Origin of the sequence: Pseudogemmobacter sp. W21_MBD1_M6 (assembly GCF_052119585.1) — a bacterium.
Classification (GTDB): domain Bacteria; phylum Pseudomonadota; class Alphaproteobacteria; order Rhodobacterales; family Rhodobacteraceae; genus JBGQOJ01.
In genome coordinates, this window is record NZ_JBGQOJ010000034.1 from 1 (window position 1) to 22,195 (window position 22,195).

Below are 22,195 nucleotides of genomic sequence, written 5' to 3' on the forward strand. Positions count from 1 at the left end.
CAGTGGTCTCCGGCCACCTTCAAACCGGTAGCGCCGAGGTGTGGAGCTGAAAACTCGTAAAAATCGAGGTGCCCTTAAGTATTTAAGAAAGAGAGTTTGGGAGACCTTACAGGTAAGCCTGCGGACAGGTTGCTTGCGCCCCATAGATAAGTTTCATGATTAGGGCACTCTTCTGGGATGAAAAACCAGATCCGGATAGTCCTTGACCAGATGTTAGGAAGTGATCTCGCCTCGTCCAAGTGAAGATGTTCCGGTTTTCTGCTAAAAGGCCTCAGGGCTTGCGAAGTCCTAGAAAGAATGTCTCGGCCCGATGGGGATGCCTTTTGCTGCCACCGACGTCCTGGGGTCTTAACCTCCATGCTGGGCGGATAGCCTGCCCTATCGCCCTCAGACTCAATGTGCAGCCCGCTGAGTGGGGTCCGCGCTCCGCGGCCACCACTGGGAGGATGCACGGCGCTAAGCGCTCCAGCGAGTCTGGTATTGAGTCTGGGGGCGTTCCAGCGCGGGTTCTTAAGTCATTTTGTCTAGCGCGCCACTTTAAGGCAAGGTCAGATGGCGTTTTGGCGGCAAACGGCTCTCAAGCTGGAAGCAGTATTTGTCTGTTGTCGGTGTTCGCTGGGCTTCTCAGCTCGTAGATTAATCTACACGCTCGAATTTGCTTTCAACCATAATGCCAGCGCAGCCATCATCCTCGAATTGATCCGGGTGCCTCTGACAATTGCGGTCGGCAAAGACGCATCAAGTCGTTTGAAACCCAGTTCTTCTGCGACATCCCCCGGCTTGAGTTTTCGCTTGTCCATTATGTCCTGAATCCGTTCGGCTATCTTGGGCTGAAGTTCGTGGTAGGTGGGCGCGGGCCTTTTCGATGTCGCAGCGGTGATGCTTGTGGGACTTGCAGAGGTCATGCTTACGGCCGCAGGGGGCTTGACGCCGGAAGTTGCTATTAGCGGGGAGGCCATACCTATGTGCGCGAGAAACGCATGCTTTTCGGCAGATGTCGATCTGTCCCATGCATTTGTCATTTCCTGAAGGCGTGTGCGCGGCTTTTTTAACCCCGCTTTCCTGAACGCTTGGGCCTTGCTTAATCGACCCGCAACAACGTCGGCGAAAAGTGCCGGGTGCTCCGTTTTGAGCCGATCCTCGTAGTATTCGTTGTCGCGAATTTGTTTCACGGGCGGGTCCACTGCTTGTTTGGATGTAAAGTGTAATGGGCGACACGGTAGATCAATCTACCGCAGAAAAAGTAAACTATGGCTGTTGCGCCAACCGAGGTCTTTTATGACCATTGAAGTTCATTCCGCATTATAATGAAATCTAACGCCGCTCCAGCTAGACGATATCTTTAACCAGAGCCATCAAGTCGGAGTAGCTCGTTACGACATCGTATTTCACACGATCTTCATTAATCCGGCGACCTATTTCATCAAAGAACTTGCGGGCGCATTTGATCTTGGTCTGTTCCAGTTCCCGCATCTTCATTGAAGGCAAATCTGATTTTGTTTCTGCGACAAAATAGATGTGCTTTACGCCGCCCTCCTTAAAGGCAATCGCCCAGTCTGGATTATAATCCCCAACCGGCGTCGGGATCAGGAAGCCGCGTGGCAGCTTGGAATAAACGATCACCTCGGTGCTGGTGTCGAGGTCCCTGACAAAATCACGTTCAACTTTTGAATCTACGATGGCGTAGTCATAGACGTGGTTTTTCAGTTTCTCTGTCGCCTTCTTGAAGTCGTTCCCGGTTTCGCCGGCCGTGAAGAGCTCTGAGCCGTATTGCCCAGCCACAGCATCATAGGTCAGCTTCTCGATGATCGCGGTTGCCTTCTGCTCTTGAATCAGGTGCGAGGCGTCAGCGATGAACTGTTCGGGGTTTTTTGCAAACTCACCGAATTTTGCCGGTTGAATCCCGGCGAGGATTTCCCCCACCGTCTTGCGGGTTAGATCCGTGTTCTGCCCGATCGTCCCAATAAGGTCGTAGGACACGCGGGAATGGGCGCTCTTGCCAGTTTCCGTGCTTAGCTTGCCTTGGACGAAGGCTTCCCCGGCGCGCAGGCTATCATCGGTCACGTCATCGGACATGGTGCCTTCGGTCACTAGATACTGCAGCGGCGCAACCTGCAGGTCGCGTTCCAGTCGGTCAATGCAGCTCTTCACTAATGCGGTGCTGTCGAATTCGACCTGATAGACGGCCTTACGGTTAATCCGGCGCCAAAGCTCTTGAAACTCTTTCCGGTTAAAATTGGCATTCAGGCGGTTTTTCTTAGGTGCGCGTCCGTCGCTGAACATATCGTCGACAGTTCCACCATTGAAGACGGTGTCAATCAGGGTGAAGACGGCGTCGCGGTGTGCCTCCAACTCTTCAGGCAACTCGGCTAGTGCCTCGGCCTTGCGGGCCTCATGGTAAGCAGCCGTGATGTGGCCATCATCATCCACATAGTCGTTCTTGAGCAGGAACCGTTCCAGCTTTTTCGCCAGGGACTTTTCCAGCACTAGTTCCAAGTCGCCCGTTTTGAGGGTCTTGCCATCGAAATACTCAGCATCCGCTTGTTTAGGCCGAGCTGACAGGTTCTCGACGATCTCCTTTTGCAGCCCGGTCACGAACCCCTTGTAGCTTTCGGATGCCACCACGGTCAGAATGTTGATGTCGTGAACGGTGCTAGGATGATCCATTCGCTCACCGTTGCGGTCAACGGCGATCCGCAGGCCTCGTCCCACCTCTTGTCGCCGGGAAATCGTATTCTGGCTTTCATTGTGTTTGAGCATGCACATCACGAACACATTCGGGTTATCCCAGCCTTCACGCAGAGCCGAATGAGAAAATATGAACCGCGTGGGTTCCGCGAAAGACAGCAGGCGCTCCTTGTCCTTCAGGATCAGGTCGTAATCACTGGACTCCGTCGACTGCCCCGCTAACTCGCCTCGTGCTGCGGCCTTCGGATCGGTCATCCGTCCCTTCTTGTCGATCGAGAAATACCCGCGATGGGTTTTGCCAACTTCGATCCCCTGCAGATAAGTGCGGTATTCGACGTTCTCTAACGGCAACTCACCAAGCAGGTCATTCACCGCCTGCGCGTATTCCTCTTCGAATACGCGGGCATACTCGCCTTTTTCGTCGTTCTTCGAGTAATCACGATACTTCACCACCTCGTCGATGAAAAACAGCGACAGCACCTTGATACCGCGCGCAAACAGCATCTGCTCGCGCTCCAGATGGGCCGAAATTGTCTCACGGATCTGGATGCGGCGGATATCGCGTTCGGTCACATCGCCCGAGGCCTCGCCCGCGTGCAGGATATCGCCGTTGGTGAAATGCACTGTGTCGTCCCGCGCGTCGATATTTCTCACGACAAAACCCTTGTAGGCTTCCAGTCCTTTGGACAGATCGAACAGGTTCCGCCCCTGTTCCAGTTTCCTCAATATCCGTTTGATCCCACTCTGCATCTTCACCTCGATGTCGACCCAAGCGACCGGAGCGGCGCTTGAGGTCTCGATACGGTGTAGGAACAGATAGGGATTTGTCCCACTCAAGCCCTTGGTTTCCACGCCACGGACCTTGATCTTCTTGACCAGTTTCTGGTTGAATGCATCCACTGCATCTAAACGATGCACTTTGTTGTGCATCGTCTTGTGCGTTGCGGAATAGCGCAGAATGAACAACGGGTTGAACTTGGGCAGAGCCTCTTGCGTGGCAGGGCCTTCCATCTTTTGTGGCTCGTCCAAAATCAAAATGGGCCGGTTCTTTGCGATTACGTCGATGGGCTTGCGTGACTGAAAATCATCCAGTTCGTCATAGATCCGCCGGTTATCCGCACCAGAGGCATTGAACGCCTGCACGTTGATCACCATCACGTTGATCCCGGCATCCGACGAAAAACTTTCCAGCTCGTGCAGGCGCTTGGAGTTATAAACGAACGCCCGCACCTTCTTTCCATACTCCTGCTGGAAATGATCCGCCGTCATCTGGATCGACTTGGCAACACCTTCGCGGATCGCCACGCTTGGCACCATGATGATGAATTTGGACCAGCCATAGCGCTTGTGCATCTCGAACATGGTCTTGATGTAGACATAGGTCTTGCCCGTGCCTGTCTCCATCTCGACATCCAGATTGATCCGCGCGCCGGGCTTGTAGCTGGCGGGCTTTTTCTTGCCCTTGTCATCGGACGCATGCGTCAGACTGTCCGACGGGGGCAGCATCGCACGGCGCTGGAGCGTGCGGATGTTTTCCAACAATACATCCTCGGGCAGCTTCAAGGGGGCATTGCCGAACCCGTCCACCTCGAGTCGTGACTGTGCGGCCATACCGGGGTCAATGGTGTATTTCAGCACGTCCTGTCGGGGCTGGCCGATGAAACAATTTACCACCGCATCGACTGCATTGGTCTGATAGGTTTGCGACTTGAACTTGATCTTCATGGCAGCCGCTTTCTTAAATCCGGTGTTTCTTTCGTAATTTCTTTCGTAGGATGTTCTTGTTTCATTCGCACAGCTCCCATTGTGGGGCAGGTTTGGAGCCAGCGTTGAAAATCACATCCTTACGCCGTAAGCCACTGAGAAGGTTTCCGATTTTGTTTCTCTTCTGCGTGTCATCCAAGGCGTCGCTTAACTTGTCCCAGAGCAGATCATCAACGTCCTTTCGTGAAGCGCTGCCGAACTTTCGTAAAAACTCAACCACCATGTCCGCGTAATGCTGATCGTCAAATGCACGGGTCTTGATGTATTTGGCCTTCTTGGACGATGCAGCCGCGACAGCAGCCGAGACGCGGAACCGAGGTTTGCGCCCCTCAACCAGCCCCTTGCGCTTCAGCGCCTGGATCGCCGCATCCGGCACCTCCAGCCCTTTCTGGACCCGGTCGAGCGCCAGCACGTCGGTCAGCTTCAAGCCGCCGTTTTCCATCAGCACGCGTGTGTAGGCCGGATCAACAACCCCGCCATAGACTGTCATCACCACCGCATCGCCTGACACCTCATAATCCGGCATCGGCAGATAGCGTTTGCGCTGCGTTTCATACATCCGCTGAATTCCGTAACCCATCTGGTCGATCATGTTCAGTTCGACCATTGCCTGCACCAGATAGGGGTTGCGATACCCCCTCGGTGTCTTGTCGCCGCGCACATAATCCTCGGGCGCGCCCTCAAAGAACCTGCCTGCGTTTTCCAACACCAAGCGATCCGGCCGCTCGGTCACGATGATCCGCTGGTTCTGGCGGTAATCCTGATGGGCGATGCAGTTGTGCAGCGCTTCCAGGACCACCTTCTGATCGTATTTCGACACCTCATGCGGCAGCAATTCGTCATCGGGGAGCAGGCGCAGCTGGATGTTGCGGATACGTTGATACAGCTGCGAGGTCGCCAGCAGGAATGGCGGGCCGAAGTGTTCATAGGCCGTCTCCGGCCCGACCAGCTTCCATGTCATCTGTGCGGGATGGGGAGACAGCAGGTAGGCGCTTTCCGCACGCCCCAAGAGCAACAGCGCCGTGCGGGTCACCTGTCCGCGTTGGGTCAACTTGGCGCGGTCCAGCAGGGTCGCCACCGGCCAGCCGCGCACCTCATCCGCGTCAATCCGGTTTTGATGCTTCAGCGCAAAGTCACTCCGCGCGCGTTCCACCGCCTGTGGGTCCAGATCATCCAGCGTGGCGCCGTCCACCACCTGCGCGCTCCAGTCGGTGTCCAGCGTCTGGGCGCGGATTTCATCCTGCTTGGCCAGCCCCAACGGCGACAGGCTTTCGCCCGAACGGGCATAGAAATGTCCCTGCCACGCAATCGGAATGCCACGCGGCGCGGGCGGGATTTCCAGCATCACCACCCGTTTGCCGTCCACATCCACCTCGTGGATCTGGCGAAAGGTGGTGCTTGGGTCTGCCCCTTGGGATATCTGCTGTTTTAAGCTGTCCAGCCGTTCGCGTTCCGGTCGATAGTTGGTGCCCACCACCGCGCGGGTCTTGTTGCTGACGCCGAACACCAACCAGCCCGCATCGACGTCGCGCAGGTTCGCCTCGTTCGCGAGGGCCGAGAAATAGCGCCCGATCTTGTCGGTGTCATAGTCGTGCGACACCTCCTTGAACTCGACCACCTCGTTTTCCCAGGTGGCGATCAGGTCGGTCAGTTTCTGGCCCAGAACGGAGTTGTGCGCGGCGGGGGTCATCAGATCGCTTTGACTTCGGTGTCGGGCGAGAGGGATTTGAATATCTGTTTCACGTTGATCTTGGTTGCGTCGTCCTTGAAGCCTGTGTCCTTGAACACCACGCGCAGGGGTTTGCGGGTGGCGAGGGTTTTGACCAGCGTCTCGTCCACGCCGTTGTCAAAGCACGCGATCAGGGCGGTGCCGGCAACGGTAAAGACGGTCTTGCCGTCAAGGCTCTCGCGGGTGATGGGCAGGGTCAGATCGACGCCCCAGTCGAGCAGCACCTGAAACAGCAGGTCCTCGGGGGTGCGGTCCGGCTTGATATTGTCCACGCGGGTCAGCAGGTCAGCCTGTGTCGTGGCGTCAGGGGTGTAATAGACATCGGCCATGTTCGAGCTGTCGATTTTCAGCACGCGAAAGCCCACATCGCGATTCCAGTCGGGGTGACACTCGCCCTCAAGGATTTTCGCGCCAGCGCGGCGGATTCGCTCTTTGGAGATTTCGGCGATGGTGGAGAAGCCGTTGTTTGCCGCTTCCGACTTTTCAGGCACATCTTCCGGAATTTGAACAACAATAAAACGCCGGTTTTCACCTGTTTCCGCACATACCTTAAATAGCGCATGTGCGGTAGAGCCCGACCCACCAAAAAAATCTAGGATTAAGTCATCCCTCGAGCTCCCAATACGCAATATCTCGGCTAACAAGCGTGTTGGCTTTGGAAACGTGAAGACCTTTTTCTTTCCAAAGAGGTCATTTACCTCTTTTGATCCCTCATTGTTGTGTCCAAACTCAGTGAACGGCCACCATGTGGATGGAACGACGCCAGATTGAACCTCACTTAGGTATCTTTTCATTCGCGGCTTTTTATAGCCTTGATCAGGCCCCCAATAAAGGCGACCCTCCTTCTCTTTTTTTTCATGGTTTTCTCGTGAATACCGCCACGCGTTCTCGCCAGGCCAAATTTCTTCACCAGTTCTTGGGTTAGTAATTGGATAATTGAGCGTGGGGCGATCAGCAATAGAATTGTTGCTTATGTAATTGTCTGATGCCCACGGCCCTCTCGGATCGCTATCTGGGTTCTTATAACGTTCATCTTGCTTCTCTGAACGCGGAAGGAGATTTCGCGCGAAGTCCTCTGACCTCCGATAAACGATAATATGATCATGCATATCTGCGATGCCGGGATCATCATTGGAAACTGCATATTTCTTCTGCCAGACAATATTGGCGAAGAAGTTTTCTTCGCCAAAAACCTCGTCACCAATTTTTCTAAGGTTTGCCACCTCATTATCGTCGATACTGATGAAGATAACACCATCACTTCTAAGAAGTGATCTAGCCAACTTCAAACGCGAAAACATCATCGTCAACCAAGCCGAATGAAACCGCCCATTCGATTGCGAATTCGCCACCAGCCGGTTACCCGCCTCATCCACCTGATTTGACTTCGCCAGAAACTCCGCCGTGCTTTCGGCAAAGTCATCGGCGTAAACAAAATCATTCCCCGTATTATAGGGCGGGTCGATATAGATCATCTTGACCTTGCCCAAATACGTCTCTTGCAGCAGTTTCAGCGCCTCTAGGTTATCGCCCTCGATGAACAGGTTGCGGGTGGTGTCAAAATCCACACTTTCCGCGCGCACGGGCCGCAGTGTTTTGGCAATCGGCGCGTTGGCCGTGATCAGCGCCTGCCGCTTGCCCGGCCAATCCAGATGATACCGCTCTTGCGGCCCCTCAACGATGCTGTCCGACAGTTCCTGACGCAGCAGGTCAAAATCCACCCGCAAGGCGGGCGCGCCGTCCTGCCCCGCAGCCTCGGTCACACACCCCGGAAACAGCGCGCGGATCTTGGCGATATTGTCTTGCTTCAGGTCGGGGCTGTGCATCTTCAGCTTGGTCATTGGGGTGTCGGTCATGGTCGGCCTTTCCTGCCCTGTTATGCGTCGGGCTTTTTCAAATGGTCGAATTGCGCCTGCGCCTCGGCCAATTGGCCGTGAAGGGTGACTTTGACGTTGAACTGGCTTTCGCGCCGCAAGCGGGATTCAAGCTGCGCAATCTCCCGCTCTTTTGCCCTGATTGCGGCAAGGCGCGCAAGGCGGGTTTCCACATCTTCCTGCGGTCGCGGGTCGATGGGCATGAGGGCGGACAGCAACCGATCATAGAGTGCGCCCATATTCAACGCCACAGGCAATGTGGCGCGCGGAGCGTCCTGTGCCACCCAGTCCCCGCGCAACGGGTCCGACAGCACCCATTTGCCCCGCTCGGCACCCGACGGGCGCCTATAGGCGGCAGCGGGCTGGATCCGGTCGCCCGCCACAAGCTCGAACATCAGGGGGAAGGGAATGGCCCGGTCAATCGCGCGCAGGATATCGTCATGCAGAGCGTTGCCCTTGAGCGTCAGGCGAAACACCTGAATTTCCGGCACGGCGGAGGTTGCGGGCAGGTTCAGCGTTTCGGGGGCTAGCTTATGCGTCCATGTGATCTGATCCAGTTCCCGCACAAACCGATCCCGCAGCGCGGTGCCAACCTGACCAGCGTCATAGATGCGGGATTTCGGGATAACCCGTTTCAGTTTCGTCTGGTCAGGGTAGTCAAAGAGCGCGGTCATTGCTCCGCCCGAATGACGATAAAGGCGATCAACTCAAAATCGTCGATCCCTGCGATGGCATGGGTCAACGCAGTGGTGTGACCGCCCGAAAACAGACTGTCGATATCGCGTTCCTCCTTTACCTCGATCATCGAGCGGATCGCATCGTTGAGCAGGTTAGAATAGGTTTCCATCCGCCGTCCGTCCTGCGTTTCCGCGTTAAACGAGGCGCAAAGGTCGCGGAAGGGCGTATCACTGCCTTTGCAGCCCGTGCGGATCAGGTCGAGCAGCCGTTTGACCTGCGTTTGATCAACGACGATCTGCCCGTCCTGTCCGATGTAGATCAGGTAATAGGGATGCAGACGGTTCTGTTGGTTGATATTGACGCTGTCATGGATGTTGCGCAGCGTAAAGATCACACCGGGGACAAGCCCGCGCTTTGGATCGGCAGGCACGATAGTGTGCAGTCCATGCGGCATGCGCGGCAAGTCGTCATGGGTTTTGAGGTAGTTCAGCAGGTCCATCCGGAAATCGTTCAGGCCCAGATCAGTGATGGAAATGCCGGTTTTGACATCCTCCAGTTCGATCACTTCATTTTGCAGCCGCTGGAGCTGTTCCTTCCGGTAAGCCACGTCCGAGCTTTTCGAGGTCAGCACGTTGTCTTCACCGGTGCCCGCCATGTCGACGATGTGCATCCGGTTCTCTACCCGTTCCTTGAGGTTGATATATTCGTCCAGCGAAATGTCAGGCCAGTAATTCGACAGCTGGATCTGGGTATTGGGTGAGCCGATCCGATCAATCCGACCAAAACGCTGGACGATGCGGACAGGGTTCCAGTGGATGTCATAGTTGATCAGGTAGTCGCAATCCTGAAGGTTCTGCCCCTCGGAAATGCAGTCCGTGCCGATGAGGATGTCCAGCTCGGCCGGGTCATCTGGCATGATCTTGTCCTTTTCCTTGGCGCGTGGAGAAAAGAGCGTCAGCACGGACTGGAAGTCATAAAACTTCTTGAGCGTTGTCTTGGGGTTGCCGGAGCCGGTAACCAGGCCTGTATGGATATTCTCGGCCTTGGCGAAATGCGGGGCGAGTTGGGCGAAGAGGTAATGCGCGGTGTCGGCGTAGGCCGTGAAAACGATCACCTTGCGGTTGCCGGGGTTTAGCGGGTTCGCCATCTTGCTGGAAATTTCCGCAATCAGATGCTGCAGTTTGGCGTCATCGCTGGGCGTTACGCGCTCCATCTGTGTGATTAAGGCGTCAATTATAATGCGGTCACCAAAAAGTTCCTGCTTCCAAGACGTGATGTCCATATCGGCCAGATCGATCTTGATCTTCTTCCCAACCGAGAAATCGGCAAAATCGTCATCTTCATCAGCCACGGCCTCCAGATCGCTATCCAGGTCCTCAATTGTCGCGGCACCGCCCGAGGCCTCGAACCGGGCAATAGCCTCGAGCGTCCGTCCGATATTTCCAGACAGCGCCCCGAGGGTCATGCGGAAGGCTTGGACCGAGCTTTCCAACCGCTTGAGCAAGTTAATCGTCATCAGCGCTTGCAGGCTCTTTTCGCGGTCCGCCTGTTTCAGTGTGCCTTTGCCGCCTTCGGTCTTGGTGTCGTATAGGTCTTCGTATTTCTTCAATCGGCTTGGCTGGATGTAATTGACCGGCGCATAGACGGCCATTTTCAGGTCACTCAACTGAGCGAAAATCTCGTTGAATCCGATGACATCGTCGCGATGGGTAATTGGAAGGTGATGCGAGAGCGGCTTTAGCCGCGTCGGGAACGTGCCGATATCTGCCGTGTCATAGAAGGTCTCGATATGCTTGCGGGATCGCGCGATGGTCACCGCATCCAACAGTTCGAAAAAATCAAAATCAAGCGCCCTCAGAATAGAGGCCGCTGTCCGTTGATCCGGCGGCAGGTTCGACCATACGTTGAAGGCCGTCTGCGCACGCCGGAATATCTCTTCAACGCTTGTTTTAGTTTTGAGGTTCTTGCTCAGCGCGTCCGAATGCCCCTCATAGGCGAGTGCAAGCTGATTTCGCAAATCGGTGAACCGGTTGTTCACGGGGGTCGCCGACAGCATTAGGACTTTCGTTTTCACACCCGCCTTGATGACCTGGTTCATCAGGCGCTGATAACGGGTTTCTCGATCCTTGTAGACGTCATTGTTTCGGAAGTTGTGGGACTCATCGATGACAACAAGGTCATAGTTCCCCCAATTCACACGGTCGAGCCGCATGCCGAAAGAGTCACCGGAGGTGCGCGACAGGTCGGTATGACAAAGCACGTCATACCGGAACCGATCTTTAGCGAAGATGTTCGTGGTCAGGTTGGCGTTATAGTTGCGCCAGTTGTCCGCCAGCTTCTTCGGGCAAAGAACCAGCACATCCTTATTCCGCAGCTCATAGTATTTGACCACCGCCAGCGCGGTAAACGTTTTTCCCAATCCGACACTGTCGGCAAGAATACAGCCGTTGTAAGTTTCCAGCTTGTTGATGATTCCAACCGCCGCATCCTGTTGATAATTGAAGAGCTTCTGCCAGATCAGGCTATCCTGATACCCCGTCCGTTCTTTCGGTAGGACGTCTTCATCGATTTCACTCAGGAAGTCGCTGAACAAATTGAACAAGATCAGGAAGTAAATCCGTTCGGCAGGGTTTTCATGATAAACGGATTCAATGTGCTCTAGGACTTCGCTGGTGACATCACGCAACTTTTCCTGATCGTTCCAGATTTGGTCGAAGAGGCTTAGATAGGTCTGGGCGAACTGAGGTTCGTCCATAACCTGTGTGTAATTCGAGATCGCATCGCCTCGCTGATACCCGAGATCCACCGCCGTGAAGCCCGAAAGCGGCATATAGGCCGCGCCTGATCCGGCCTTTTGCACATGTGCGAATTGCTGCATTGCAGCAGAGGTTGCATTCGAACTGAACCGCGCTTTGCTCCGGATCCAGTCAGCGCATTCTCGGGCGACCGCCCGCTGCGTCATCCTGTTGCGCAGTTGGATTTCGAACTCGCTACCGTAAATACCTCCCTCGGATTGATCCGTCGGGATGAAGAACTCGCGCCGTTCCTTTTTTATTCGGTCAATTGCGCCGTTGGGAACGAAAACTGGCGAAGTAAATATGAACTCGAACTCCTTCAGCTTGCCGAGTTCCGATTTCAGGGCCTCGAATGCGTAAATCGAGAAACAGGCGGCTGCCACGCGGAATTTCGTGGCCCCCGTAAGCTCGCGCTTTAGATCATCCCCAAGAAGGGCCGTGGTGTTGTCGACGATCCGCAAAGCATCTCTCCCGCCAGAAATATGGCTTCTATCGGTAACCTACTGACACCGCGTGGATGTGCAACGAGTTACCTGAATGGCATCTGCAAAATCGCGTTTCAGATAAGGTGATCGTGCACTTGTGCGGGAAAGCACGAAGTCCTAGAGCAATCCCGCGTCAACGATGGGGATGCCTTTTGCTGCCACCGACTTCTTGGGGTTCAAACCTCCGCTCCGGGTTCACATTCAGAGGGTATGGCCATGAAGTCGGTCTCGACCGACCGGGTGAACGCGTCGCCATGGCCAGCGGTCGCTTTGTCCCGCACTGCCAATTTATCTGTCACGAAGCGAAGGGCAGCTGATCCCAGGCGGGCCATTCGATCTAAGCGCAGCGAACGGCAGTTCAGAGCCCTCAGCAGCCAAATTGAAACCACTTTCTTCAATCCCGCAGAAACCTGTGGGGCTAGACCGATTCAAGAACCACGAGCCACAGCGGCGAAAACTGCCATCCGTGATAGCCGCAGCAAAGTCTGAACAGCCTATGAACAGGTTGCAGACTGCGAGGTCGGTCGAAACCGAAACCGCCTCTTGATTACTACTGCTGGATTGACTGGAGATAGTAGACGAGAGACAGGATGCGTCCGCGTGCCACCATCTCCGCGGTCTCTCCACGCTCGCTGGTTGCTGAGGCCTGAAATCGATCACCCCACACCGGCATGTCGTTTCCATGAACGGGTATTACATTTCGCCTATCGATCATGAATACTGTGTATTCAAACGGAAACTGCCCTTTGTTTCGGGCAGCAAGACCAGTAAGGTCCGGAGTTCCAATTTTCAGAAGCTCCGCTAGTGGCCCGTCACCTTTCCCTGACTCACCATGGCATCCCGCGCAAGCGATCATGTATTCACTTTGACCGACGCTTTCCGCCTCAACGGATTGCACTCCCAACAAGCTGGCGAGAATAGCCGTTATAAGGACAGTCATTTTCATTGTAATATCCTCCACCCTTATAAGCCAAGTTGTCACTTGGCAAAAAAATAAGTCTAACACCATCGCTTCATAAGCATATTGACTCAAATCAAGCGGTCATTTCGTGGGTAAGCCGCTTGTTTGGCATTCTCTTTCCCCCGCACCCAAGAGAAACGAACCGCGACTTCGGGCGTGAGATGCATTCACGCCGCCGTAGCAAAAGGCAGGTTCGTCCGCATTGCTGTCCTTCGCGGTATTCCATTTTAGTGGATTATGACCTTAGTTTCCTGCCACACGACGGGAAAGCACGAAGTCCTAGAGCAATCCTGCATCGACGATGGGGATGCCTTTTGCTGCCACCAGCTTCCCAGGGTCCAAACCTCCGCAGAGAGGCACCGTCAGACTCAATATGCAGCCCGCTGAGTGGTGCCTTTGCGTTTAGGCTTAAGTGGTAAGTTCCTTGCGTCAAGCCCGCCAGGGGGCACTATACCGAGTCTGGCGGTGGGGATTACCCTCGGATAGGTTTTATCGTGATCGATTGTGCGCACGATGCAACGATGCAATCGTTTTCCTCTTCAAAAGCTGAATGCAATGGGGGCCCGACGATGCTATAGAATGAAAGTAGACGCTGAAATATGCTATACAATTTGCTATACAAAATGCTATACGCATATTTTTTAAGTATATGATAATATTTATAAAAAAGACGAATGTGATGCGATGCGACGGACTTCGTCTCCGCCACCACCCCTTGATATTGCTGGGTTATTTAAGTTTTTATCAATTGTACCCGCCATTAAGCCCGCCATAGAAAATATGCTTGTTTGCTTGAGATTTTGAGAAGGTTTGGAATGCTCCCACTGAAGTGGTCCACCTTTTGATTGATCGCAAGATCAATGACGAAGTGTTCCGGGGTGTTGCGCCTCATGCCGATCAGGCCGAGCTTCATCCGTGCCCAGATGAACGACGGTAGCGACCAGCAGCTTGTGCGGGCGGTTCTATCCAAACCAGCCTATCTGACTGGCTCAACGCTGTTTCTTTCGACATTCTGCGCAAGGAAACAGCGCGGCGGTATGCCTTTGCTTTCGCGTCGTAGCACCGCTTTCTCAACATTTGGGCGGATGGCGTCTATTTCAAGCTGCGAATGGCTGAAGAAAGACACCCCACCGCGCTTGCCCCTTTCACATCCCGCTCCAATCCTTCATCAATACCCGGCGCAACTTATGGATGACCCGATGACCGAAGAACAAAAGAAGAAGCTGGAACAAAAGCTCTGGGATATCGCCAACACCCTGCGCGGCAAGATGAACGCGGACGAATTTCGCGACTACATTCTTGGCTTCATCTTTTACAAATACCTGTCCGAGCGGCTTTATATCTACGCCAACGGGGTGCTGAGCGAAGACGGCTTGGATTTCGCCGACATTGATGAGACCACCGATGAAGGGCAGGCGTATCTCGATGCCGTGGCCGAGGCTGCGATTGACGAGCTGGGATACTTCCTCAAACCCTCCGAGCTGTTCAGTGCCGTCGCCAAGCGCGGCAGCAAGCCGGGCAACTTCATCATCGAAGACCTTGCGCGCATCCTCAACAACATCGAACGCTCGACCATGGGTGCGGAATCCGAGGATGACTTCGACGACCTGTTTTCCGACATGGACTTGACATCGAACAAACTGGGCAGGACAGAGGAAGCCAAGAACACGCTGATCGCCAAGGTCCTGACCCATCTGGACAGCATCGATTTCGAGCTGGAAAAGATCGACAGCGACGTGCTGGGCGATGCCTATGAATATCTGATCGGGCAATTCGCCAGCGGCGCGGGCAAGAAGGCGGGCGAATTTTACACCCCGCAACAGGTGTCCACCATTCTGGCGCGCATCGTCACCACCGGCAAAACGCGGATCAAATCGGTCTATGATCCCACCTGCGGGTCAGGGTCGCTGCTGCTGCGCGTCGCCAAGGAAGTCGAGGTGGGTGATTTCAACGGGCAGGAAATGAACCGCACCACCTATAACCTTGCGCGGATGAACATGATCCTGCACGGGGTGCATTACCGCAATTTCGACCTGAAACAGGAAGACACGCTGGAACATCCCCAGCACGCTGACAAGCGGTTCGAGGCGGTGGTGGCCAACCCGCCCTTCAGCGCCAACTGGTCCGCCAATCCGCTGTTGTTGAACGATGACCGATATAGCCAATACGGGCGGCTGGCCCCGGCAAGCAAGGCTGACTTTGCCTTTGTCCAGCACATGCTGCACCAGTTGGATGACAACGGCACCATGGCGGTGATCCTGCCGCATGGCGTGCTGTTTCGCGGCGCGGCCGAGGGGCATATCCGCGAATATATCATCAAGGAACGCAACTGGCTGGATGCGGTGATCGGGCTGCCTGCGAATATCTTTTACGGCACGTCCATTCCCACCTGTATTCTGGTGTTCAAGAAATGCCGCGAATACCCCGAGGATATTCTGTTCGTCGATGCCTCTACCTGTTTTGAAAAGGCCAAGAACCAGAATGTCCTGCGCCCGCAGGATATTGCCAAGATCATCGACACCTATCGCGGGCGATTGGTCGAGGAGCGGTTCTCGCACCGCGCCAAGCTGTCAGAGGTGGCCGAGAACGACTATAACCTGAACATCCCCCGCTATGTGGACACGTTTCAAGCGGAAGAGGCGATTGATCTGGCTGCTGTCGCCGCCGCGTTGCGCGCGAACGCAGCAGGCATGGCCGATCTGGACGCGCAGATTGCGGGGTTCTGTGCGGAATTAGGGATCGAGGCACCAGTATGAACACTGCAAAAGAATACCGCCGGATCATGTTGGGCCGTAAAAGCGCCAACGCTGATGATGGCCTCAAGGGCGGCTGGATCGCTGCGGGTTACATCGACGGGATCGATCTGACGGGACAGTTTCCGTTGGATTGGAAAGAGTTTAACGCCAAGATGCGTGATGTCTGGCTGGAACAGAACCCCGGTAAATCCAAGGTAGCGGCGGGGCTGGCCTGCGCAATGCTGTACACCATCTGTCATGGGGCCAGCATTGGTGATGTGGTGATGACACCGGACACTGAAGGCAATATCCATTTCGGCGAGATCAGCGGCGATTACATCTATGATCCGACCTATGAGCTACCCCACAAACGACCTGTACGCTGGTATGGCATATCCCGTCATCGGAATGAGCTGAGCGACGGTCTGCAAAACTCTTTGGGGTCCACCGGAACAGTAAGCAACGTCACCAAACACTCCGCCGAGATCAAAGTGATCCTTGATGGCCAGCAGGTTGCTGCCCTCACTGCAGTTGACCCCGATGTCGAAGACGTCAGTGTGTTTGCGCTGGAACAGCATCTGGAGTCCTTTCTGATTGCCAACTGGGCAGCAACACCACTGGGGAAGTCCCACAATCTTTATACCATTGACGGGGAAAACATCGGCCAGCAATTCCCGACAGACACCGGCCCCATCGATATCCTGGCGATCAGCAAGGACGGCAAGGAACTGTTGGTGGTCGAACTGAAGCGGGGCCGGGCCAGCGACCGCGTGGTCGGGCAGATCCAACGCTACATGGGATACGTGCAGGCAGAGTTGGCGGAACAGGGCCAGACCGTGCGCGGCGTGATCATAGCGCTAGAGGATGACCTCCGCCTGAAGCGGGCGTTGAGCGTGGCCCCGAACATAACCTTCTTCCGCTATCAAGTCAGTTTTCAGCTGCTGGCGGGGGGCACGGAATGACCCATGCAATACTGAAAGCTGACGCCGCAAGCATGGCCGATCTGGACGCACAGATTGCGGGGTTCTGTGCAGAACTGGGTATCGAGGCACCGCTATGAGTGTGCCAGCGCTGCGGTTTCCTGAGTTTGCGGGGGACTGGGAGGAAGCTAAGGCGGGCGACGCTTTCGCCAATAGTCGAGCAAAGGGCGAAGCAGGTTTGCCATTGTATTCTGTAACAATGGATCGGGGCTTGGTCCGACGCGATAGTCTAGATCGGCACATGCATGGTGACGCAGCCGATGAGACCAACTTGAGAGCAAAGCCCGACGACATTGTCTATAACATGATGCGGATGTGGCAGGGTGCGGCTGGCATTGCAGAAGAAGAATGCATGGTCAGCCCCGCATACGTCGTTTTGTCACCAAAGGAGCAGACATCGTCAGCGTTCTTCAACTACCGGATTGAGAACGCCCGAATGCTCTATCTTCTTTGGGCATATTCTCACGGTCTGACGAGTGACCGTTTGCGCCTGTATTTTTCTGACTTCGCACGAATACCGATGCGCCAACCCTCCCTCCCCGAACAAAAGAAAATCGCCTCATTTCTGGGGGTGGTGGATGCCAAGATCGCGGCGCTGCGGGCGCGGCGGGCGGGGTTGGAGCGCTATAAACGCGGGCTGATGCAGGCGCTGTTCAGCCAGAGCCTCCGGTTTGCCAAAGAGGACGGGACTGCCTTTCCCGATTGGGAGGAAAAGCGGTTGGGGGAGGTGTTGCATGAACATAAGGCAAAAAGCACAGGCAAAGAACAGGTGTTTTCTGTCTCTGTCCACAAAGGACTTGTGAACCAGATTGAACACCTTGGGCGCAGTTTCTCGGCGGCTAATACCGACCATTACAACCGCGTCAAGCAGCACGACATTGTCTACACAAAAAGCCCAACGGGTGATTTTCCGCTCGGGATTATTAAGCAGAGTTATATAGAGGAAGATGTAATTGTTTCGCCTCTCTACGGGGTTTTTACGCCCGAAACACCCGCCCTTGGACGAATATTACATGTACATTTTGAATCTCATGTGAACGTGTCGAATTACCTCAGCCCGATTGTTCAAAAGGGTGCAAAAAACACCATCAACGTAACGAATGCTGGTTTTCTATCGAACAAGCTCAAGCTGCCTGTATCACACGAAGAACAACAAAAGATCGCCGATGCACTCTCGGCGATGGATGCCAAGATTGCCGCCGTAGCCGGTCAGGTGACGCAGCTGGAAGCCTTCAAAAAAGGTCTCTTGCAACAAATGTTTGTATAGGATGATCCAATGTCTGAATATGAAACGATTATCGTTGAAAGCTTTGCAGCCACAAACGGCGACAGGCGCGCGCGGCCGGTTGAAGGCCAAAACCACCCTGTGACCATGTTCGTCGAATGCTGCAAAAAGATGCGCTACGGGCATGCGCTTGGCACAAAGTTCAGAATCCGCGCGAAGGTGATAAACAGGGAGGATGGGGCAGCGTTTCTTTATAGCTCCTACAAATGGGACTATGAGGTTGTTCAATAGTGGCCGAGTATCAATCCGAAGCGCAGCTTGAAGAGGGTCTTGTTCTCCGCCTGACCGGCCTTGGCTATGCCCCTGTGACGCTGCCCGATATGGCCGCGATGCGGGCCAACCTGCGCGCGCAACTGGGCAAGCATAACGGTGTCACCCTGTCGGACGGCGAATTTGCCAAGGTTCTGAACCATCTCGACAAGGGCAATGTGTTCGAGCGGGCCAAAATCCTGCGTGGCCGGATGCAGCTGACCCGTGATGATGGCACGCCGCTTTACCTGCAATTCCTGAACACGCAGGAATGGTGCCAGAACCAGTATCAGGTCACCACACAGGTGACGGTGACCGGCCACCACAAGACCCGCTTTGACGTGACATTGCTGGTCAACGGGCTGCCCCTGGTGCAAGTTGAGCTGAAACGCCGCGGGATCGAGTTGAAAGAGGCGTTCAACCAGATCAACCGCTATCAGCGCCACAGCTATTGGTCTGAATCGGGGCTGTTCCAATATGTGCAGCTGTTCGTGATCAGTAACGGGGTGAACACCAAATACTACGCCAACAACCGCAATCAGGATTTCAAACAGACGTTTTTCTGGGCGCATGAGGATAACACGCTGATCACCCAGCTGGATGCCTTTGCCGATGTGTTTCTGGAAAAATGCCACGTCAGCAAGATGATCAGCAAATACATCGTGCTGCACGAAAGCGACAAGATCCTGATGGTGCTGCGTCCCTATCAGTATTACGCGGTCGAGGCGATTGACGCGCGGGTCAAGGCGGGCCGCAAGAACGGCTATATCTGGCACACGACAGGGTCGGGCAAGACGCTGACCAGCTTCAAGGCGGCGCAGGTGCTGATCGAGAACCCCAAGGTCGATAAGGTGGTGTTCGTGGTGGACCGCGCCGATCTGGATTACCAGACGACCAAGGAGTTCAACCATTTCAGTGACGGGTCGGTCGATGGCACCGACAACACACGCGCGCTGGTGGGGCAGTTGGGCGGCGATACCAAGCTGATTGTCACCACGATCCAGAAACTGAACACCGCCATATCACGCGACCGCTATGAAGGGTCGCTGCAGGCGGTCAAGGACAGCCGCGTGGTCTTCATCTTTGACGAATGCCACCGCTCGCAATTCGGCGACACCCACAAGCGGATCGTGCAGTTCTTCAGCCGCGCCCAGATGTTCGGGTTTACCGGCACCCCGATCTTTGCCGACAACGCCGTGGGCAAGCGCACAACCAAGGACCTGTTTGCCGAGTGCCTGCATAAATACGTGATCACCGATGCGATTGCCGATGAAAACGTGCTGCGGTTCTCGGTTGAATATTGGGGCAAGCTGAAACGCAAAGACGGCAGTCTGATCGACGAAGAGGTGCCCGCGATCAACGTGCGCGAGTTTTTCGACAACCCCGACCGGGTCGACGGCGTGGTTGACTGGATCATCCAGAACCATGACCGCAAGACCCACAACAAGCAATTCAGTGCCATGCTATGTGTCAGTTCGGTCGACGCGCTGATTGCCTATTACGAGGCATTCCGGCGCAAAAAAGAGGCGGGCGAACATCACCTGCGCGTCGCGGCGATCTTTACCTATGGCCCCAATGAGGCCGACCCTGACGCCGACGGGATGATTGGCGACCCCGATCTGAACGTGGCCGACCTGCCGGTGGATGTGCATAAACGCGACCGGCTGGAAAGCTTTGTCGCCGACTACAACGCTATGTATCAGACCAAGGAAACGGTCAAGGACAGCGCGGGGTTTTACACCTACTACAACCACCTCAACCAGCGCCTGAAGAACCGTGACCGCAAGGATGCGCTGGACAAGGATCGGCTGGACATCCTGCTGGTCGTCAACATGTTCCTGACCGGATTCGACGCGAAGAAGCTGAACACGCTTTATGTGGACAAGAACCTAAAATACCACGGCTTGATCCAGGCGTTTTCCCGCACGAACCGCATTCTGGGGCAGGTAAAGTCGCAGGGTAACATCGTTTGCTTCCGCAACCTCAAGCCCAACACCGATCAGGCGATCACGCTGTTTTCCAACAAGGAAGCCATCGAGACGATCCTGATGGCCCCATACGAGGAATATCTGGAGCGGTTCAATGCCGCCGTGGAAGTGCTAAGGGGCATCGCCCCCGATCCCGACAGCGTTACCGACCTGATATCCGAGGAGGACCAGTTCGCCTTTGTCCAGGCCTTTCGAGACCTGATCCGGTTGCGGAACGTGCTGACCAGCTTTACCCAATACGCTCCGGGCGATCTGGATTTGGAGCCGCAAGCCTTCGAAGACTACAAGAGCAAATATCTGGACATTCACGACAAGACCAAGGCCGATAAGCCCGACGATGCGGCCTCCATCATCGACGAGGTGGATTTCGAACTGGAACTGATCCAGCGCGATGAAATCAATGTGGCCTACATATTGGCCCTGCTGGCGGATGCGCTGGCTGACGAAGACAGCCTTGATCCAAAGATCCGCGATGCCTCCAAGGCAAAGCGCAAGATGGTTTATGATCTGCTGGGCTCTGAGCGGCACCTGCGGAGCAAGCGTGATCTGATCGAGAAGTTCGTCGAGCAGCATATGCCGCTGATACCACAAGGGCAGCCGGTCAATGATGCCTTCAACGCGTTCTGGGATGAAGAGAAATCCGCCGCTATCGCGGAAATCTGCAAAGCTGAAAAGCTGGACACAGCAGCCTTCAAAACGATGATCGAGCAATACCACTTTACAGGCAAAAAGCCGTTGCAGGGCGAGATCGTTGAAGCACTGAACGAAAAGCCCAAAATCCTCGAACGCAAAAGCGTGGTGGAGCGGATCGGGGCAAAGCTGCTCCGGCTGGTGTCGACCTTTGATGAGGGGTTGGGTGCGTTTTGATGATGTGAGATCAAAGATCGAGATGATGGTTGCGGATTGTCGGCTTTGATTTGCCAAGGCGCTTCGCCGCCGTGCCAAGTGTAAACATGTGGGGTTAGCGACCGCATTTTCGCCCCGCGCAGGTTTGCGCCACTCAGGTTTGCTTCAATCACGTATGTGTCACGCAAGGCACCTACGTCACCAAAGACCGAGCCGAGAACAGCATGTTGTTCGAACTGATTGGCGCTCGATACGAGCGCTACTCCATGCTGATCACGGCCAATCAGCCATTCGGGGAATGGAACTCGATCTTTCCCGACCCGGCTATGACCCTCGGGTCGTCAACAGGCTTGTTTACCACGCCACAATCTTCGAGATGAACGTCGAAAGTTATCGGCGCAGGGCAGCACAAAAAACAATCGGGCCAGGCAGATCTCCAAAGAAAACCTTCCAAGCTGACTTAAAAGCGGATTGACGCGCTCTGTCCACCCAGATTGTCGCGCTACAAATGATCGTATTCTTTGTGTTGAAGTGCCCTCTATCAAACGATAGCGTTCTCAGGATTGAATAAACGCTAGAGGTCAAAATGAAATATCGTTCAGCTATAGTATTTTCCGCGCTCTTTCTGGCGGCATGTGCAACAACATCTATTCAGCCTTTGACACAAGACAGCTTCAAAGTGGCAACCAACGCAGCTCCCGCATGTGGGCCTCAAGGCGCTCGAAATGTTGCGTTCCAGACTGCAGCAATCGAGGTTATTCGTAAGGGTGGCGATCTTTTCATTATCGCTGGAGATTCCACAAACTATGATGGTTGGTCGGGTGTTTCTGAGCAAGGAATGGTCGTCAAAATGATTGACCGAAAAAGCGGCGATGCCAGCAACGCGCTCTCTGCGCGCGAAATATTAGGTGCTAACTGGCAGGAGCTGGTTCAGAAGGGTGCGCCGACAACCTGCACTTAAGGCATAAGGACCTAACCCTGCCCCCTGTGCGCGTTTCAGCCTTGCGCGCGTGCGGCAATGCTTGCGATGTCCATCAACGCGATGGCCAGAGCAAGGCGCGTCAGTACAAGGCGTAACGCCAAACCCAAAACACAGCCAATTGGCCCTCACGGGCCAAAACATCCGGGCAACCGCCAG

The 22,195-nt window shown here is 54.8% G+C and carries 14 protein-coding genes; 7 read left to right on the forward strand and 7 right to left on the reverse strand.

Going from position 1 to position 22,195, the window contains the following annotated elements; genetic code table 11:
- Positions 1-641: 641 nt before the first annotated feature.
- The 7 genes from ACEN2R_RS19150 to ACEN2R_RS19180 form a co-directional block, all read right to left on the reverse strand.
- A complete protein-coding gene (locus ACEN2R_RS19150; protein WP_442044330.1) occupies positions 642-1,172 on the reverse strand; it encodes a hypothetical protein in 531 nt (176 codons plus the stop codon).
- 157 nt (positions 1,173-1,329) lie between these two features.
- Positions 1,330-4,413 (reverse strand): type III restriction-modification system endonuclease, encoded by a 3,084-nt coding sequence (locus ACEN2R_RS19155; RefSeq protein WP_442044332.1) that lies wholly within the window; start codon positions 4,411-4,413, stop codon positions 1,330-1,332.
- A gap of 61 nt (positions 4,414-4,474) precedes the next feature.
- Positions 4,475-6,142 (reverse strand): RNA-binding domain-containing protein, encoded by a 1,668-nt coding sequence (locus ACEN2R_RS19160; RefSeq protein WP_442044334.1) that lies wholly within the window; start codon positions 6,140-6,142, stop codon positions 4,475-4,477.
- Positions 6,142-8,037 (reverse strand): site-specific DNA-methyltransferase, encoded by a 1,896-nt coding sequence (locus ACEN2R_RS19165; protein WP_442044336.1) that lies wholly within the window; start codon positions 8,035-8,037, stop codon positions 6,142-6,144. Before ACEN2R_RS19165 ends, ACEN2R_RS19160 begins: the two co-directional genes overlap by 1 nt.
- A 20-nt stretch (positions 8,038-8,057) precedes the next feature.
- On the reverse strand, positions 8,058-8,729 hold the full coding sequence (locus ACEN2R_RS19170; RefSeq protein WP_442044337.1) for a DUF4391 domain-containing protein: 672 nt from the start codon (positions 8,727-8,729) through the stop codon (positions 8,058-8,060).
- A complete protein-coding gene (locus tag ACEN2R_RS19175; RefSeq protein ID WP_442044339.1) occupies positions 8,726-11,989 on the reverse strand; it encodes a helicase-related protein in 3,264 nt (1,087 codons plus the stop codon). The genes ACEN2R_RS19170 and ACEN2R_RS19175 overlap by 4 nt, the downstream gene beginning before the upstream one ends.
- A 574-nt stretch (positions 11,990-12,563) precedes the next feature.
- Entirely contained in the window at positions 12,564-12,959 is a 396-nt protein-coding gene (locus ACEN2R_RS19180; protein ID WP_442044341.1) for a c-type cytochrome, read from the reverse strand.
- Positions 12,960-14,173: 1,214 nt separating this feature from the next.
- Here ACEN2R_RS19180 and ACEN2R_RS19185 point away from each other — a divergent pair.
- The 7 genes from ACEN2R_RS19185 (at position 14,174) to ACEN2R_RS19215 (ending at position 22,018) form a co-directional block, all read left to right on the forward strand.
- A complete protein-coding gene (locus ACEN2R_RS19185) occupies positions 14,174-15,730 on the forward strand; it encodes a type I restriction-modification system subunit M (RefSeq protein ID WP_442044343.1) in 1,557 nt (518 codons plus the stop codon).
- A complete protein-coding gene (locus ACEN2R_RS19190; RefSeq protein ID WP_442044344.1) occupies positions 15,727-16,671 on the forward strand; it encodes an endonuclease NucS domain-containing protein in 945 nt (314 codons plus the stop codon). The genes ACEN2R_RS19185 and ACEN2R_RS19190 overlap by 4 nt, the downstream gene beginning before the upstream one ends.
- A gap of 94 nt (positions 16,672-16,765) precedes the next feature.
- Entirely contained in the window at positions 16,766-17,956 is a 1,191-nt protein-coding gene (locus ACEN2R_RS19195) for a restriction endonuclease subunit S (protein WP_442044346.1), read from the forward strand.
- A gap of 9 nt (positions 17,957-17,965) precedes the next feature.
- Positions 17,966-18,205: a hypothetical protein gene (locus ACEN2R_RS19200; RefSeq protein WP_442044348.1), complete on the forward strand. Its 240-nt coding sequence runs from the start codon at positions 17,966-17,968 to the stop codon at positions 18,203-18,205.
- A complete protein-coding gene (locus tag ACEN2R_RS19205) occupies positions 18,205-21,078 on the forward strand; it encodes a type I restriction endonuclease subunit R (RefSeq protein ID WP_442044350.1) in 2,874 nt (957 codons plus the stop codon). Before ACEN2R_RS19200 ends, ACEN2R_RS19205 begins: the two co-directional genes overlap by 1 nt.
- A gap of 203 nt (positions 21,079-21,281) precedes the next feature.
- The gene (locus ACEN2R_RS19210) at positions 21,282-21,437 is read left to right on the forward strand and encodes an ATP-binding protein (protein WP_442044352.1); all 156 of its coding nucleotides are present in this window, start codon (positions 21,282-21,284) and stop codon (positions 21,435-21,437) included.
- A gap of 206 nt (positions 21,438-21,643) precedes the next feature.
- Positions 21,644-22,018: a hypothetical protein gene (locus tag ACEN2R_RS19215; RefSeq protein WP_442044354.1), complete on the forward strand. Its 375-nt coding sequence runs from the start codon at positions 21,644-21,646 to the stop codon at positions 22,016-22,018.
- The last annotated feature ends 177 nt before the right edge of the window (positions 22,019-22,195 follow it).

What these genes read in the sequence shown, in the direction of transcription:
- ACEN2R_RS19190 (WP_442044344.1), top strand. Translation starts at nt 15,727, where the DNA reads ATGAACACTGCAAAAGAATACCGCCGGATCATGTTGGGCCGTAAAAGC.
- ACEN2R_RS19215 (WP_442044354.1), top strand. Translation starts at nt 21,644, where the DNA reads ATGAAATATCGTTCAGCTATAGTATTTTCCGCGCTCTTTCTGGCGGCA.
- ACEN2R_RS19160 (WP_442044334.1), bottom strand. Translation starts at nt 6,142, where the DNA reads ATGACCCCCGCCGCGCACAACTCCGTTCTGGGCCAGAAACTGACCGAC.
- ACEN2R_RS19165 (WP_442044336.1), bottom strand. Translation starts at nt 8,037, where the DNA reads ATGACCGACACCCCAATGACCAAGCTGAAGATGCACAGCCCCGACCTG.
- ACEN2R_RS19155 (WP_442044332.1), bottom strand. Translation starts at nt 4,413, where the DNA reads ATGAAGATCAAGTTCAAGTCGCAAACCTATCAGACCAATGCAGTCGAT.
- ACEN2R_RS19200 (WP_442044348.1), top strand. Translation starts at nt 17,966, where the DNA reads ATGTCTGAATATGAAACGATTATCGTTGAAAGCTTTGCAGCCACAAAC.
- ACEN2R_RS19180 (WP_442044341.1), bottom strand. Translation starts at nt 12,959, where the DNA reads ATGAAAATGACTGTCCTTATAACGGCTATTCTCGCCAGCTTGTTGGGA.
- ACEN2R_RS19195 (WP_442044346.1), top strand. Translation starts at nt 16,766, where the DNA reads ATGAGTGTGCCAGCGCTGCGGTTTCCTGAGTTTGCGGGGGACTGGGAG.
- ACEN2R_RS19185 (WP_442044343.1), top strand. Translation starts at nt 14,174, where the DNA reads ATGACCGAAGAACAAAAGAAGAAGCTGGAACAAAAGCTCTGGGATATC.
- ACEN2R_RS19210 (WP_442044352.1), top strand. Translation starts at nt 21,282, where the DNA reads ATGTTGTTCGAACTGATTGGCGCTCGATACGAGCGCTACTCCATGCTG.
- ACEN2R_RS19170 (WP_442044337.1), bottom strand. Translation starts at nt 8,729, where the DNA reads ATGACCGCGCTCTTTGACTACCCTGACCAGACGAAACTGAAACGGGTT.